The sequence below is a fragment of the Cognaticolwellia mytili genome (assembly GCF_002104475.1).
GTDB lineage: Bacteria > Pseudomonadota > Gammaproteobacteria > Enterobacterales > Alteromonadaceae > Cognaticolwellia > Cognaticolwellia mytili.
On sequence record NZ_NBOF01000002.1, the window covers coordinates 56079 to 73185 of the forward strand.

Below are 17107 nucleotides of genomic sequence, written 5' to 3' on the forward strand. Positions count from 1 at the left end.
GCTAACAGTATGCTGTTAGCTTAAACAGTTTTAACCTTAATTACTTTTGCTGATAAAACGCAGACATCGCTTTATACAATGAATATAAATCAACTTTAGAGCCAACGGCATACGGTGAGTGTATTGATAAAATCGGCACACCAAAATCAATAACTTCCATATTATCATTTGAGAGATCACTGCCAATAGTGCCGCCAGATGCTTTGCCTTTATAAGTTGAAGTCTGCCACTTTATATCAGCATTATCTAAATAGCTTCGCGTCCACGCCATATACTCTGAGTTAGCATTAAAGCCACCACCATAAAGTTTCAAATTAACACCGTTTCCTAAACGCGGTGCATTACCGAGTTCCCATACACCTGACCACGTAGGATTAACACCAGGATTGACATCAGCTGAAATAACTTTAGTGTTGCGCAGAACCTTACGTAGTTGATAGTCGTTATAATCATCACCTTTTTGGTTATAAAGTAGGCCGCTAATCATATCAACGAGGTAAGTGGAACTCGCGCCAGTATTATTAATATTACCCACTTCTTCGTTATCAACGAGGTAAGCGATAGCTGTATATTCTGGTATTTTTTGTTCTGTCAGTGCTTTTACTGCAGCAATGGATGATGCTTTATCATCTTGGCCGTATGCTGCGATCATACTGCGATCAAAACCAACATCACGAGGTTTAGTCGCCGGTACTAACGCAAGTTCAGCAGAAACTAAATCTTCAACTGAAATATCATATTCCGCTTTTAAATAATCACTGACCTGATCTTTAATTTTTTGATCTAGTGCTGGTTTCGCAGCAACAATAACATCAAGCTCTTCTTTGCCAATAACGTTACGACTTGTACGTTTACGATTAGACGAGTCAACATGAGGAGCAAGATCTGTCACCATAAAGATTGGATCGTTTTCATCGAAACCAACAGAAATATTAACGACAGTGCCGTCTTTCTTATCCACTCGTCCAACTAAAGCTAGTGGAATGTTAACCCATTGATAAGTTTTAATACCACCATGAATGTATGTTTGAAACATCGCAAATTCTTGCTTTTCAAATAGCGGACGGCCTTTCAATTCCAAACGAGGCGCATCAATATGTGCACCTACAATGCGGGTACCTTGCTCTAATGGTTTTTTACCAATCACAATTAAGGTCATTGAACGGTCACGGTTAACATCATAAAAACGTGCACCAGGTTTTAAATTACTTTTTTCACTAAGTTTTTTAAACCCTTGCTTCTCTACTCTTTTAATGGTTTCTGTAACGAAAGTCAGCTCAGTAGGTGCTTTATAAATATAGTCTTTATACTCTGTGGCGTAACGCTCAACTGCTTTTAATTCTTTTGCGCTTAAATTCAACCAACTTGAAAGTGATGATTTTTTAGCTGTCGCATCTGCAGCTTGCACTAAAGCAGCTGAGGAAAATGTCAAAGTACTGGCAATGGCCAAACTTGTTAATGTTTTAGTTAAATTCATAGTATATGTTTAATGGTGACCCCAGATAAAAGACGTGCGCCATCATAGAAGCTAATAAGAACAGCTGACAAGCATTATTCGATAACTTGCTCATTTTAAGCTACAAATGCCATGTAAAAAGCTATCACTAAATTATTAACGCTTTATTGCTAACTACATCATCTGAACGTAACGGCTCAAGATAAAGGTGATTAGCCCTGCAAACATGGTTAAATAAATGCTTTTACTCTTTGCTGCCGTGATCACGGCAAAAGATGCCGCAATAAAATAAGGGTTGGTTATCGACAAGTTTAACTGCCCTTGTTGCACGAAAATTATCGGCACCCAAATTGCGGTTAACACCGCAGGCGCACTATAGCTTAGAAATTTAGCTACTTTAGGTCCCAACCGAATAGGCAAGCTTGGATGAGTAAATAAATATCGCGTACCAAAAGTAATCACTGCCATTAAAAAAATTGTCAGTAATATCATGACTTCCCACCACCTTTATTTATATCATTCAACGCTTTTTTTGTACTTAAACCATGTTTAGCTAGTTGATTTCGACATTGCCAGCGATCCGTTAAGTAACCACAATACATCGCAATAATAGCCGCAGCCACCAAGTCTAATTCGAAATGTAATAGCTTAAACAATACTGACAATAATGCCGCAACAAAAACGGTAATAAGCATAGGAAAATTAGTAACGGTTGGCACTACTAAAGCGATAAAGGTGACTGCAATGGCAAAGTCTAAACCTAACTGGGTTAAATCGGGTAAATAGCTGCCTGCAACAATACCGGTAACATTCCAAAGCAGCCAAAATAGATAGAAACTACCACCAGCGACTAAGGCATAAATTAACCGCAGTTTGCCGACAAAGGCTTTGCTGTTACCCGATAAGGCAAACAACTCATCCGTTAACAAAAAACCAAGTGAGTAGCGCCAGCTAGTTGGCAAAACTTTTAACTTATCACGCAATGCTAGGCCATATAAAAAGTGTCGAGAGCTGATCACTAAGGTAGTAAACAAAACAGTCGCTAGTGAAGCATTATTTGCCATCAGTTCAATTGCCACAAGCTGAGCAGAGCCAGCAAACACCACCAAGGGCATTAATAGCGCTTCAAGCACTGAGAAGTCACGTTGTATAGCAAGCGAGCCGCACAGGATTCCCCATGGTAATACTGCAAGATTTAACGGCAGCATGTCTAAAAAGCCCTTTTTGGTCATTAACCAAGCCGCATCTCGTTTCGTCAAACTCATTAATTAACCAACCTAAACAAATTGAACGATTATGCTACGCTATTGGAACTTAAAATACATTTTCTTAATCAATTATCATGGCTTCTTTATACAACAAAGATTCACTGTATTGATTACCATAATAACTACTCTGGTAATTACCTGTACATTAGCCGCCTATTCCAGTGTGCCATTATCAACTATGCTAAATTTTCAAGCTTTGATGAACAAAGCTCGATAACCATTAAACCATCGGATATTAGAGCGAAGATAACGGTCAATGAATTTGTTGCTATTGATTTATACCCAAGCCACTTCAAAATGCAGGATTCAGCTGGAATTAGAAACGCCTTTAGGCAAGGCATTGATTGAAGATAATAGTTATCCTATTGTCAAAACCAATAACGATGTATAAAGCGTTTCTAAACCAGCCAGCCTGGGACGTCTGAGCAAATCATGTTCATCGTTATGTAGTTCATTAAGGGAATAATCATTGATAAAATACACGCCTTGTTCATGATTCGCTCATATGTCCTGAAACGAGAATTTTGAAGTCGCTTGGGTATATACTGGGTTAGACTTAAGCCTTAATGATTCACAAGGAAAGCTAGAGTTGCAGTTCCCTCTAGAGGAACTATCTATTACTCGAAATAGTACAACTACAATATAGGAGCAAGAAGCGCTACTTATGACTATCGAGTTAAAACTTAGTAAGAATTCAGCATTTTACTTTGATAAAAAAATGCTGAATTGAAAAACGGTAAGTCTACTTATAACTTTTCTGGGCAAATGTCCTATTAAAAGCACTTAACTCTTAGCTATCAGATGAGTCTACTGATAAACAAGATGGTTCAAGGTTTTTAAGTATCAATAAAATGATATAAATACCGCATCACTAAAATGTATAAAAAATGTTAATAACATTTATTGCATCACTTCAATTATAAATATAAAAAGGAATTAATGTAGTATGAATAACCAAGCGTCGATTTTGGCCAAAGCCGTTAATATTGCACTATTATCTTCTGCTGTTGCCGTTACAGCGACTTTAACTGGCTGCACTGATAATAAATCAGAAAAAACAGCAGTCTCAGAAATGAAAGCCGCAGAGCAATCACAAAAACCAGCCACTAGCACTGTACGTCAACTAAGCGAATCGCTTAATGCTGATTACGCAGAAATGCGCGCTGAACAAGTCAGTAACGTAAACTATGATTTAGCAATAACAATTGACAATAAAAGCGAAAGTTTTTCAGGTGTATCGACACTTAATTTTCAGCTAAATAAAAACAATATCAACGACCTAACCATTGATTTTGATGAAGGTAGTATTTCATCACTGAAAGTAAATGGAAAACCCGCACAGTTTACCTATAAAAAATGGTTTATTACCGTACCTGCTAGCGAGTTGTCTTCGGGGAAAAATGTCATTGAAATTGCTTACGAGCGTCCTTATGCCACAGACGGCTCAGGTTTTCATCGCTTTGTAGACCCTGAGAATGGTGAAGTCTATTTATACACAGATTTTGAACCTTATGATGCCAACCGTTTATTCCCACATTTTGATCAACCAGATTTAAAAGCAACCTATACGCTTAACGTAAATGCGCCAGCACACTGGCAAATTATTAGTGCAACTCGTGAAACAGCAATTACAGAAAATGGCGAAACTAAGCAATGGGCATTCCCTGCTTCTGCTAAATTCTCATCTTATGTTTTCTCATTACATGCTGGTAACTACGCAGTTTGGGAAGATAGTTTTGAAGATATTCCACTACGTTTATTTGCTCGCCAAAGCTTAGCTGAATATGTCAAAACAGAAGAATGGTTCAAGCCAACTAAGCAAAGCTTTGCCTTTTTCAATAAGTACTTCGATGTTAGATATCCTTTTGTAAAATATGACCAAGTCGTGGCTCCTGACTTTAATGCTGGGGCAATGGAAAACGTTGCTGCTGTTACTTTTAATGAAGGCTATATCGCTCGCGGTGAAAAGTCTACGCAAGCAAAAATGAGTTTAGCTAATGTTATCGCCCATGAAATGGCCCATATGTGGTTTGGCGATCTCGTCACCATGCGCTGGTGGAATGGCTTATGGCTAAACGAAAGTTTTGCGACTTACATGGCAAACCTTGCTGTATCAGAAGCAAGTGACTTTGAAAACACCTGGGATGTTTTTTATTCCGGTACGAAACAATGGGCTTATCGCAGTGATGACTCGGTTAATACGCATGCAATCGAACTACCTGTTGCTTCAACAGGCGTCGCATTGAGCAACTTTGACGGTATTACCTACGGTAAAGGTGCTTCAGTACTTAAGCAGTTGCCGTATTATTTAGGCGAAGAAAACTTTCGTATCGGTGTAAGTAATTACTTGAAAAAGTTTTCTTATAAAAACACCGATCTTGATGACTTTATCGGTGAGCTTGGCAAAGCTGCCGGTAAAGACATGACGCAGTGGACACAAGATTGGTTATATAACGCCGGCTTAAACACCATCAAAGTAAATTATCAATGTAAAGACGATAAAATAAGCCAATTTTCCATAAAGCAATCAGCTCCCGATGGTTACCCTACATTGCGTGAACAACGAGTAAAGATTGGTCTATATAATAGTAGTGAAAATGGCATGACATTGTCTTCAGCGACACCTGTGTTATACAAAGGCGCAACAACAGAAATAAAAGATATTATCGGTAAAATTTGTCCTGATTTAGTTTACCCAAATGAAGCCGATTGGGGCTATGTTAAAGTTGACTTAGATGACAAGTCACTTGACGCCGTCCAAAAGCATATTAATACGATAGACAACACCACCATGCGCTTAATGCTATGGCAGAGTTTGTCTGACAGCGTTAACGATGCCAACCTTGCTGCCGACAAATTCGTCAACTTTGCTATTGCTAACATTGCTGATGAGAAAGACTATAATGTGGTGCGAAAAATTGCCAGTAGCTTAACCTCAGCTTTAGGTTATTTAACAACAGCAACACGCTTAAAACAAAACGATTACTCAGCGCTTTATCAAGAAGTTGAAGATTTATACCTGTCATTGTTACAAAACGCTGAAGCAGGTTCTGACTTTCAAAAACTTTGGTATGGTCGCTATGTCAGTGTCGTTAAAAATAGTAAGCACTTAGCTAATTTGCAAAACATTTTACATGGTGAGATGAGTTTTTCTGGTTTAACAATTGACCAAGATAAACGCTGGACACTGATAGCGAAAATGAACCGTTACCAGCATGGCAACTACCAAGCACTATTAACGGCAGAACAAGTAAAAGATAATTCTGATACCGGTGTGAAAAATGCAATTTATGCTGAAGTTTTACGTCCTGAGGCAGAAACCAAAGAGAAGTGGTTTAATGTCGTTGTGAATAACCCAGAAAAATTAAAACTTTCAACCTTGCGTTATATTATGTGGGGCTTGTTCCCATCCGAACAACAAGCATTAGAAACACCATATAAGGCAAGGATACTTGCCCACATACCTAAGCTTAATGAAGGTAGTGACTTATCTCTTCTAGGCTCATTCACGGGTAGTCTTTTACCTGCGCAATGTACACCTGAAAGCGAAAAAGAACTTGCTGCTTTAGTTGTTGAATACAAAGATATGAAACCGCAAGCACTAAAAAGTGTTAAAGCATCACATCAAGATATTGGCCGCTGTATAAAAGCACTTAAGCTTTTAAATAAGTAGCTATCACGTAAGCACATTAAAAAGAGGCTATAAGCCTCTTTTTAATGTTTAGGGGAAATATTTTTTATTTTATATCGATTTTGCGTAAATACGCGCTTTTTCTAGATCTTCAGGCGTATCAACACCCTCAACTTCTAAACGCGTTTTCGCAACGGCAACATGAATTTTCTCACCTTGCCACAGCACTCGTAGCTGCTCGAGTGATTCTGTTTGCTCAAGCTGACTCGCTGGCCATTGTACGTAATCTTTAATAAACCCAGCTCGGTAGGCATAAATACCAATATGACGGAGATAAAAGTCACCAATTTCATCAATATTATCGTTATTAAGAAAACGTTCACGATCATAAGGAATCGTCGCGCGACTAAAGTACATTGCATAACCACTTCTATCACAAAGCACTTTAACTGCATTTGGGTTTAATGCTTCAGCAACATCAGTAATGGCCATGGCTAATGTTGCCATACGAGCTTGGTTTTGGCTCGATAAATTAGCCGCTACTTGTGCAATATTCTCAACCGGAATAAAGGGTTCATCACCTTGCACATTAACAATAACTTGCTCATCAGCAAACTGATAAGTTTCCATCACTTCAGCAAGGCGTTCAGTACCTGATTGGTGATCGGCGCGAGTTTTACAAACTTCACCACCAAAACTTTCTACTACGCGAGCGACTTCATCATTGTCTGTTGCCACAATAACTTGCTTTGCACCACTGGCTAACGCTTTTTCTACAACCCATTGGATCATAGGTTTACCAGCAATATCAGCTAATACCTTACCCGGTAAACGTGACGACTCAAATCGTGCAGGGATCACAACTACAAACGACATAAAAACCTCATTAATCTATTTTGCTAACATTACTTTTCAACGTTATGCATCATCTTCTGTAATGCGGCGAGCTTCACTTTCAAGTAAGACTGGAATGTCTTTTTCTATTGCATAAGCCAAACGGTCGAACTTACAGATCAGCTCTTTCTGTTCTTTATTATGCTCTAACTTCCCTTTACATACAGGACACGCAAGGATTTCCATTAACTTAGTATCAAACGCCATAACACTCTCTCTTAAATGAATTATATTTCTTAACTTTATTGCTAATTTACTATCGTGCACTTGATGAACACTCACCAAGTTTTAAATGCTATATATCAATCCAGCTAACTTTTATATCTTACTAGCGCCGCTGGCTAATGCGCTAACATGGCAATTTTATCTATTGCTGTTGCTATCGATGAATCATTATTATTTTCGGTAAATATTGCATCAACAGGCAAATACCAAAAATTATCTTGAGAAAAAGTAGCGCATTTTACCGCATCTTTTTCTGTCATCAATAACGGCGTATCATTTGGAAATGGTTGCAAATCTTCAGCAGAAAAGGCTTGATGATCAACAAAACCCTTAGCTATATTTAAGGTAAAACCATAGAGTTCAAGCGTATTAAAAAAACGCTGTGGATCGCCGATGCCGGCAAACGCATTAACCTTCTGATTTCCTATTAAGTTTTTTGCTAAAAAGACAGCCAAATCAATACTAATACCCGTTTTAACATTCACCACTTTGCTAGCACTTAATTGCATATGCGCTATTGAGGGAACTAAGTTTTTAGCTTGTGCTAACCACTGACTTTCACCATTGACGATAACGCAATCTGCGCGGGCTATTCTATTTGTAGTTTCTCTTAGAGGGCCTGCTGGCAACAGTAAACCATTACCAAATAAACGTTTACCATCAACAACAATAAGCTCAAAGTCTCTCTTTAATCGGTAATGTTGCAAGCCATCATCAGCAATAATAATTTCACAACCTAGCTCGATTAATTTCTGGCAACCTTTCACTCTATCTGCACCAATAACAACAGGAATACCACTGCGCTGAAATATTAACAAAGGCTCATCGCCTGCTTGTTCTGCGCTACTTTCTTCGCTAACTTGATAGGGGTAATACGGTGCTTTTGAGCCATAACCACGACTGACGACACCAACCTTTAAGCCTTTCGCGGTTAACTGTTCTACTAAGTATAAAGTGACAGGAGTTTTACCATTGCCACCAATACCAATATTACCAACAACAACTACGGGTACCGACACTTTAAATGATTTCAATAAACCAAAACTAAACGCGATACGGCGGCCAAAGCTTATCACAGCAAAAATAAGCGTTAACGGTAATAACAATGGCACCATAAGCCACTTTGCCCAATGCCCTTGAAACCATACTTTTTCAATTAATCGCATAGTTTAGTAACACATTGTTGATTAAAACTCGGGATATTTAAATAAGCACATTGACTGAATAGCATCTACGTTAGGCGCCAAACTGAAATTTATGCAATTGGGCATACGCGCCATCTAACGCTAATAATGTTTGATGATCACCTTGCTCTTTAATTTTCCCTTGGTCCATAACAATTATTTTATCGGCACTTTCTATAGTGGATAGACGGTGAGCAATAACAATACAAGTACGGTCTTTTTGTAATATGCTCAATGCATCCTGAATATGACGTTCAGACTCTGTATCTAAAGCACTGGTTGCTTCATCTAAAATTAAGAACGGCGCATCACATAGTAACGCACGAGCAATAGCGACACGTTGTCGTTGCCCCCCCGAGAGCATTGCACCATTATCACCGATATTAGTATCTAAACCTTCGGGTAAACCTGCAACAAATTCCATCACATGAGCTTTACGCGCCGCATTTTCAATTTCTGCAAGCGTTGCTTCAGGTTTGCCATAGGCAATGTTATTAGCGATAGAGTCATTAAACAGCACAACCTGTTGAGAAACATAAGCAAACTGTCGACGTAAATCTTTCAACTTATAATCAGTAATATTTCTACCATCGATTAGCACTTTACCTGTTGTGGCGTTATAAAATCGCAGTAATAAAGCACTTGCGGTTGACTTACCACTACCTGAGCGTCCAACTAATGCAACCGTTTCCCCAACATTGGCAGAGAATGTTAGATCAGTTAGCGCTTGTTTTTCATCTTGTTCATTGTAAAAGAAGTTTACCTGCTTAAAGGCTAGTGTTCCTTGTGCGCGTTCTAAGGCAATAGTCCCGGTATCTTGTTCAGTTTCTTGGTCAAGCACATCAAAAATACTAACACTTGCCGCCATACCTTTTTGAAATTCACTGTTAACATTTGTTAGCTGTTTTAAAGGGTTCATCAACATAGTCATATAAGTGACTACCGCAATAAATACCCCAGGCTTAATATCAGCCATTTCAGGTGTAGTTACTGCATATAGAATAAATGCGAGTGCAAATGAGGCAATAATTTGAATGAGAGGAACACTCGCTGCACGAGCTGAAATCATTTTCATTCGTTGTTGTCGATTATTCTTGTTAATACGACTAAAGCGATCCGATTCTCGCTGTTGACCATCAAAGGTTAACACCACTTTATGGCCATTAAACGTTTGCTCAGCAGAAGAAGTAACCTCCCCCATTGCCCCTTGAATTTTTTTACTGACTTGACGAAATCGTTTTGAAACATATGTGATAATAAAAGCAATTAGCGGCACGATGAGTAAGAATATCAATGACAACTGCCAGCTATGATAGAACATCAGCCCAATCAGACCAAAGACAAAAACACCTTGCTGTACCAGGGTTAGTAAGGCTTTACTTGTAGCATTTAGCACCTGCTCAGTATCAAAAGTTAATTTAGATATTAACGTACCTGTCGAAACATGATCATGAAATGCCACAGGCATAGAAATGACATGTTCAAAAATATGCTGGCGAAGATCAGATACAACATTATTACCAACCCAAGCTAAAAAATAATTCGCTATAAAATGGCTAATGCCACGAATTAAAAAGCAAGAAATAACAAATATTGGCGCCCACTTCATAAAGTTTGGATCAGCCCCAGTTAAACCATCATCAATTAAAGGTTGCAGCTTTGAAAGAAATAGCAAATCTATACCAGCATAGGTCAACATACCCAATATTGAGAGTAAAAAACCTACTTTATAAGCTTTAGCGTACCCCATTAAACGCACAAAGGTCTGCCAGGTACTTATTTTTGTTGCCGCTTGCGATGGTTTTGTCGACATTTATGCTCTCAATGCGTTATCAAAAAATGTAGTGATGAATTGCGACAGCATTTTAGCGCTATTTTGCAAATCAACCAACTTATTAAATGGCGTCACTCTGGAATAATTCAATGTTTATGATTCAATTAACAAACCAATAAGGTTTAAAATCCTTTCGATAACTCAATGGTTTGATATTCAAAGGGGTGAACATAAATTTTATCATACCTAATTCTGCGGTATTAAATGTCTCAATATTTTGACTATGGTAACGTTTTAATATTGGCGCTGATGGCATCTTCCAACGATTCAGGTAACCTGCACTAAATACCGCATACTTTGGTGCAACAGCAGACAGAAAAGTAGCATTTGAAGATGATTTAGAGCCATGGTGCGGTGCAATCAAAATATCACTAGCGAGTTTTTCTCTCACCTCATTGTTATTCAACAGTCGCTTTTCTTGCTTTGACGATATATCACCGGGTAGTAGCACCCGATGGAAACCATCACTAATAACCACGACACAAGAATCATCATTTTTGTCACCTTTAAGCTGACTTGGTGATAGCATTTCAAAGTGTAAACCTTGCCAAGTAAAACCTTCTCCCAATAAACAATGGCTATTAGGCACTAATGAAAAATCATTGGCGATAACGCTATAAATAGGCATTTGCTCGCGTAAATAACGCAAACCTCCTGCATGATCATTGTCGTTATGGCTAATAATAACGCCATCAATCGTTTGATAACCCTGATATTTTAAATATGGCAATATCGCGGCTTGTGCCATATTAAAACCACTTGGATAACGGGCACCGGTATCATAAATGAAAGCACGTTGATTCTTTTCGATAACAACAGCCAGGCCATGACCGACATCAAATATTGAAAGTTGCCAGTGCTGAGCTGTTTTATCTGTTATCAGTTCAAGAGAAAACACAGTAACGATAAAGCCAACAATCAATATTGAGTAAACTCTGCTCATACGAAAATATAACATTAAGAAAGCCCCCGTAACTGTCAAAAATATAAATGCTAACTCTATATTCGAAACACTTACTTGCGCCCAACTAATCTCTGCAATATAGCTAAGCCACTGCCAAATAAACACCAAACTTAAATGCGCTAATTCTAAAAAAAACTGACTTATCATCTCACTTATTGGCAACGTAATAACGGCCAGAAGCGTAAGTGGTATTGTTGTCATACTCATTAGCGGTACGGCGATAATATTTGCGAAAAATGCAAGCAGTGGCAACTGGTAATTCAATAATGCAGAGATAGGTAACATACACACAGTCAATGCCAACTGAATAACAAACAGCGCTTTACACCAGTGGTAAAATTTCGATTTATATTTCCTCCAACGTGTATGCTCAGAATATTGGCTAGATACATTAGCAGTATCAAGTATTTTATTTTCACTACTGTGTTCATCAGGTAAATTCACTTTGCTTAAAAAACGCGAAGAGGTAGCAAAGATAATACTGAGTGCACTGATTGACAGCCAAAAGCTAGCGCTCAACAAACTTAAAGGCCAAAGTAACAAAATGACTAAAATAGTCAGTAATAGCCAACGGATTAGTGAAACATTAATCGCACCTGCTTTTAATAGCCAAAACATAAAAAGCATCACTAGTGCGCGTAAAGTCGGTATAGAGTAGCCAGCTAAGTAGGCGTAGTACCATGCCATAAAGCAACTAACAAGAATTGGTAAATATTTAACATTAGTGCGCATCAATCTAATGCTTTGTTTGTCAGATAAAAAAGTGTAGAAAGGCAAAGTTTTAAAAAGAGCACGAGCAAGGATTAAACTGAAAAGCGCGATAATACCGATATGCAGCCCTGAAATAGCAATCAAATGTATCGTGGCAGTTGTCGTTAAAACATGCCACTGCTCTTTAGTTAATTCGCCACGCTCACCAAACCCTAAAGCGAGAAGTAAGCCCCCTAGCGGCTTTTCAGACACAAGCGCAGAAAATTTTTGATATAATAACTGCCGCCAAGAAGTATCTTCAGCAATTAATATATTATTGACGACCCCACGCTTTTTAATTTTTTTCAAGCTAACAGCTTTAACATAGCCTGTAGCAACAATCCCTTTATGCCTTAGCCAAACCTGATAATTAAAGCCGCCAACATTTGCCAAACCATGCGCGGGTTTAAGCTTTACCGCTAACTGCCATTGCTGTCCTTGTAACAGTTTTTTTGTCGGTACTTTCCAATTTAGCCTAACAATAAAAGGGACCTTAAGCTTACTGCCTTGCCAGTGACTAACTAGAAAATTAAAACGATTGCTATTTGGTTTTTGATGAACAATATCTATTACTGCCCCACGAATAACAGCAGTTTTTTTTTGTAACGTTTCTAAGACAATGTTATTTTCAGATAACTTACTTTGATATTGGTTTGCGGCAATCAAAACCCAACAAGCACCTAAAAGCATTAACCCAATGGGTCGACACTGCTTTATTAGCAATAACAATATAGAAAAGGATAAGATCAAGCACAATAAAGAAAACTCTGGCACTATCGCTATGAATAGTGACAAAATAGTACCTAGAAAAAAGGTTAGCAGCCACCATTCCATAGTGAGCAATTTCCATTTATAAATTATAAGTTAAGTAAATTTATGCCAAAAAAAATGATTAAACGCCTGATGCCCGATCATCAAACGATAAAAAATAATAAGCATTTACAGATTTTTGGTGACTTGCTGCATAATGCTAATTTATGGCACTTAAATCGTCGTTCCGTCAGTAAAGCTTTCGCTGTCGGATTATTTTTTGCGTTTATGCCTGTGCCATTTCAAATGGTTTTATCAGCTGGCTTTGCAATTATAGTACATGCCAATTTGCCCTTATCAATCGCCTTAGTTTGGATCACCAACCCATTAACAATGCCAGCAATTTTTTATTTTTGTTACTTGGTTGGTACTTGGGTTATTGGCGCGCCTGCAGGTGAGTTTGTGTTTGAAGCAAGTTGGCAATGGTTAGTTGATAGTGTGTCGACCATTGGCCCAGCGTTCATCATTGGTTGTGGTTTCTTAGCGACTGCTTTTGCCATCTTAGGCTATATAACTATTAATAGTTTATGGCGTTTTTCAGTTGCGCGTGAGTGGCGAAAACGGCAAGCTAGCAGAAACAAATAGTAAGTATTTGATCAGCTTGTTAAAAACAAAAAATCAGACACTAGGTCTGATTTTTTATACTGATGATAAATAACTAATGTCATGGAGATAGACCAATTACTCACGAGTCTATTATGTTTGCCCCAAGACTTGCGCAGGTTCTACTTTGGTTGCTCGCCACGCAGGATAAATAGTGGCAAGTAAGCTCATTATCAAAGCTATAATTACCGTAGTAATTACATCTTCTTCACGTAATACCGTTGGCAAATAATCAATAAAGTAAACATCAGCAGACAAAAATTGAACCGAAAGCATACTTTCTATTGTTTGAATTATTTCCGTTAAATTCAATGAAATTAATATACCAAAGCAAGTTCCAATAAAGCAGCCCAAAATACCGTTTATAAGGCCTTGAAACATAAAACTGGCCATTATGGTGCTTGGTTTAGCGCCCATAGTTTTTAAAATAGCGATATCAGATTTTTTTTCGTTTACTGCCATTATGAGCGTTGAAACAATATTAAAACTCGCGACAGCTATCACCAAGACTAAAGCGATCAACATTACCAACCGCACCAATTGGATATCATTAAATAGATGTCCATGGCTACGAGTCCAATCGAGCATATAAACATAAGAATCTAAGTTGAACATAACATTTCGAACAATTTGTGGCGCTGAAAAAACATCATTTACTTTTAAACGAATACCTTGTGCTTCACCTTGCTTATAATCCAGCAGTTTACTTGCCATCGCTAAGTTGATAAATGCTTGAGTATCATCTACTGTGCCGCCAAATTTAAATACCCCGACCACCCTTGCTTGTTGTTTCATTGGTATAGGAAATTGCTTAACAGCACTATTCCCCGCTTGACTGCGACTTGGTGGCGGCAATAGTAATTGTACGTTATCACCAACCTTAACAGATAATTTTCTGGCAATACCCGCGCCAATAATAACGCTATTCTTTTGTGCTAAATCTTGCCACTTTCCTGCTGTCATATAAGTGGATATAGCCGATACTTGCTGTTCAAGTGAAATATCTACACCGCGAATTTCCACACCTTTTAGCTGGTCGCTATTTTGCATCATAGCTTGAGTTTTGATGAATGGCGCAGCAGCAACTACCTGCTGATGTCGTTGTATACGAGCTACATTTTGGTGCCAATCATCAATTGGTTCATTCACCCCAACAATTTCGCCATGCGGAACAATAGATAATAAATGCTTTGCTAGCGCTTTTTCAAAACCATTCATCGCAGAAAGGCCGACAATAAGTACCATAACGCCAATAGCAATGCCAAAAGTAGAAGAGGCCGATATAAATGATGAGAAGCCTTCACTCTGACGACTCCGCACATAACGTAAACCAATAAATATACTTAACGGTTTCAACACTTAGCCTTCCCCACTCTTCACCGTTTCATTTTCAATTACTTCGTTTTTCACAATACCCGCAAGCGGTTTTAAACAACCGTGCTCTAAACGTAATTGACGCTCCATTTTCGCCGCTAGCGTTAAGTCATGGGTAACAATCACGAAGCTAGTGTTTACCGTGCGGTTTAATTCTTTTAACAATTGATATATTTTTTCAGCGGTATCAAAATCTAAATTTCCTGTTGGCTCATCAGCTAGCACCAATGAAGGCTTAGTCACTAATGCTCTGGCAATAGCAACACGCTGACGTTCACCACCAGACAGTTCAGAGGGACGATGGTGACCACGATGTGCCAAACCAACTTGCTCTAACATAGCTTTAGCTTGTGATAAGGCTGCTTTAGGTCTATCACCGCGTATCAACAGCGGCATAGCGACGTTTTCTTCTGCGGTAAACTCCATCATCAAATGATGAAACTGGTATATGAAACCAATATGCTGATTACGAAATTTTGCTCGTTGCTTTTCAGTTAGTTGGTGAATATCAACACCATTGATTAATACCTCGCCAGAGCTAGGGGCATCTAACGCTCCTGCCAAATGTAAAAACGTACTTTTACCGCATCCTGAGCTTCCAACAATAGCGACAAGTTCGCCTGCTTTTATTGCTAAGTCCAATCCCATTAGCACTTGAGTTTTAATCGCGCCTTGCTGATAAACTTTGCTTAATTTTCGGCACTCTAAACCTAAGGCTAATTCACTTTTTTCTACCATGTTATTAATTTCACTTTTATTTAAGTTTAGATTTAGGTTTGCTAACTTATCATTCATTTCGAAGTACCTCAGCAGGCTGAGTTTGCGCCGCACGATAAGCAGGGTAAAGCGTAGCAATAAAACTCATTAATAAGGCTGACCCAACAATAGTCGCAATATTCATAGCATCAAGCGCAACCGGCAACACTTGACCTGCACCTAAAAGGCTAACACCAAATAACTCAAATAGACTATTGAGATTTAGGGTTGCTATCACGCCAAGCGTCACACCCAATATTACGCCCCAAATACCATTAGTTAAGCCTTGGGTAATGAATATTTTAATGATACCGCTACGGTTTAAACCCAGCGTTTGCAAAATACTAATCTCACCTTGTTTGTCAATAACAACCATAACTAAAGCAGAAACAATGTTAAATGCCGCAACCGCTACGATAAGACTCAGCATCAACCACATCATTTTCTTTTCCATACCCACCGCAGCGAATAATGCTCCTTGGCTTTCTTGCCAGCTCACATAGCTATAGTCTGGGTATTTTAAAATTAATTGCGTAATCACCCTCTGTGCATTAAATGCATCATTTAAATACAGTCTAAGCTGCTCCACACCATCACCTTTTTTACGATGTAATTTAGCGCCATCTTCAATATTTATATAAACAATAGAGCCATCAACCTGCGAGCCAACATTGAAAATTCCAACAACGGTAAATGTTCGATGAACAGGCACACGGCCCATTGGCGTAAAAAGAGTTTTATTTGGTAGAGTGAGACGAACAACATCACCTAAACTTACCTTTAAATTACGCGCAAGTGCTTGCCCTAAAACAAGTCCAAAAGGCTCATCTGACAACCGTGATAGCTGGCCATACTCCATAGAACTTTGAATAATACTATGTTGTTCATATTCAGGTAAAATTCCATGAACTAATACCCCTTGCAGAGCAGACTTTGACTGAATCAATGCTTCGCTTTCTTGAAATGGCGTTACCTTTTTAATCTCAGGTAATACATCCAATTCAGCTTGCAACGCTTGCCAACTTCTAAATTTAGCCTTTTCTGGTGAGATTAAAACATGCGGTACTAAGCCTAAAACACGGCGTTTTTGCTCCTGCTCTAATCCGTCCATTACCGACACAACAGTAATCAAAGAAGCAACACCAAGCATAATCCCAATAATAGAGAAAAAGGTAATAAAAGAGACAAAGCCTTTGCCATGGTTGCTGCGGCTATACCTTAAGCCAATGTACACACTAACAGGTTGAAACATTAATCCTTTCTTCTATTTAAAATGGCAAATTGCCAAACATAATTTACCCACGAGCATATCATAGGTCAGCAAACTATATTTATTCCGTTGATTAGCTTTTTGTTAT

The 17107-nt window shown here is 38.5% G+C and carries 13 protein-coding genes; 2 read left to right on the forward strand and 11 right to left on the reverse strand.

The features are described 5' to 3' along the window. Window positions 1-40: 40 nt before the first annotated feature. The 3 genes from B7C41_RS05240 to B7C41_RS05250 form a co-directional block, all read right to left on the reverse strand. Window positions 41-1477, reverse strand: coding sequence for a zinc-binding metallopeptidase family protein (locus B7C41_RS05240; protein ID WP_085297762.1), 1437 nt, complete (start codon window positions 1475-1477; stop codon window positions 41-43). A 153-nt stretch (window positions 1478-1630) separates the two neighbouring features. Continuing rightward, window positions 1631-1945, reverse strand: a complete 315-nt coding sequence (locus tag B7C41_RS05245) for an AzlD domain-containing protein (protein WP_085298620.1) — start codon at window positions 1943-1945, stop codon at window positions 1631-1633. Then, window positions 1945-2721 (reverse strand): AzlC family ABC transporter permease, encoded by a 777-nt coding sequence (locus tag B7C41_RS05250; protein ID WP_085297763.1) that lies wholly within the window; start codon window positions 2719-2721, stop codon window positions 1945-1947. The genes B7C41_RS05245 and B7C41_RS05250 overlap by 1 nt, the downstream gene beginning before the upstream one ends. 949 nt (window positions 2722-3670) lie before the next feature. On the opposite strand from B7C41_RS05250, the gene pepN reads away from it, so the two are divergent. Beyond that, entirely contained in the window at window positions 3671-6397 is a 2727-nt protein-coding gene (gene pepN / locus B7C41_RS05255; protein ID WP_085297764.1) for an aminopeptidase N, read from the forward strand. Window positions 6398-6466: 69 nt separating this feature from the next. Here pepN and kdsB read toward each other — a convergent pair whose 3' ends face one another. The 5 genes from kdsB to B7C41_RS05280 all read right to left on the reverse strand — a co-directional run bounded on the left by kdsB (window position 6467) and on the right by B7C41_RS05280 (window position 13001). Next, complete coding sequence (kdsB, locus tag B7C41_RS05260) at window positions 6467-7231, reverse strand: 3-deoxy-manno-octulosonate cytidylyltransferase (protein WP_085297765.1); 765 nt, start codon at window positions 7229-7231, stop codon at window positions 6467-6469. A 42-nt stretch (window positions 7232-7273) separates the two neighbouring features. Next, window positions 7274-7456 carry a Trm112 family protein gene (locus B7C41_RS05265; protein WP_085297766.1) on the reverse strand — a complete coding sequence of 61 codons (183 nt, stop codon included), beginning with the start codon at window positions 7454-7456 and terminating at the stop codon, window positions 7274-7276. 134 nt (window positions 7457-7590) lie between these two features. Next, a complete protein-coding gene (gene lpxK, locus B7C41_RS05270) occupies window positions 7591-8640 on the reverse strand; it encodes a tetraacyldisaccharide 4'-kinase (protein WP_085297767.1) in 1050 nt (349 codons plus the stop codon). 70 nt (window positions 8641-8710) lie between these two features. Beyond that, window positions 8711-10471 (reverse strand): lipid A export permease/ATP-binding protein MsbA, encoded by a 1761-nt coding sequence (gene msbA, locus B7C41_RS05275; protein WP_085297768.1) that lies wholly within the window; start codon window positions 10469-10471, stop codon window positions 8711-8713. A gap of 121 nt (window positions 10472-10592) precedes the next feature. Next, window positions 10593-13001 (reverse strand): DNA internalization-related competence protein ComEC/Rec2, encoded by a 2409-nt coding sequence (locus B7C41_RS05280; protein WP_158089087.1) that lies wholly within the window; start codon window positions 12999-13001, stop codon window positions 10593-10595. Window positions 13002-13082: 81 nt separating this feature from the next. Between B7C41_RS05280 and B7C41_RS05285 the strand changes: the two genes are divergently transcribed. Then, on the forward strand, window positions 13083-13601 hold the full coding sequence (locus B7C41_RS05285; RefSeq protein ID WP_085297770.1) for a DUF2062 domain-containing protein: 519 nt from the start codon (window positions 13083-13085) through the stop codon (window positions 13599-13601). 111 nt (window positions 13602-13712) lie between these two features. On the opposite strand, the gene lolE is transcribed toward B7C41_RS05285, so the two are convergent. From lolE to B7C41_RS05300, 3 genes are read right to left on the reverse strand one after another with little or no spacing between them, the layout of a single operon-like run. Next, window positions 13713-14978, reverse strand: a complete 1266-nt coding sequence (gene lolE / locus B7C41_RS05290) for a lipoprotein-releasing ABC transporter permease subunit LolE (protein ID WP_085297771.1) — start codon at window positions 14976-14978, stop codon at window positions 13713-13715. Next, window positions 14979-15731, reverse strand: a complete 753-nt coding sequence (lolD, locus tag B7C41_RS05295) for a lipoprotein-releasing ABC transporter ATP-binding protein LolD (protein WP_085298621.1) — start codon at window positions 15729-15731, stop codon at window positions 14979-14981. A 49-nt stretch (window positions 15732-15780) separates the two neighbouring features. Continuing rightward, window positions 15781-17001, reverse strand: a complete 1221-nt coding sequence (locus B7C41_RS05300) for a lipoprotein-releasing ABC transporter permease subunit (RefSeq protein ID WP_085297772.1) — start codon at window positions 16999-17001, stop codon at window positions 15781-15783. Window positions 17002-17107 lie beyond the last annotated feature (106 nt).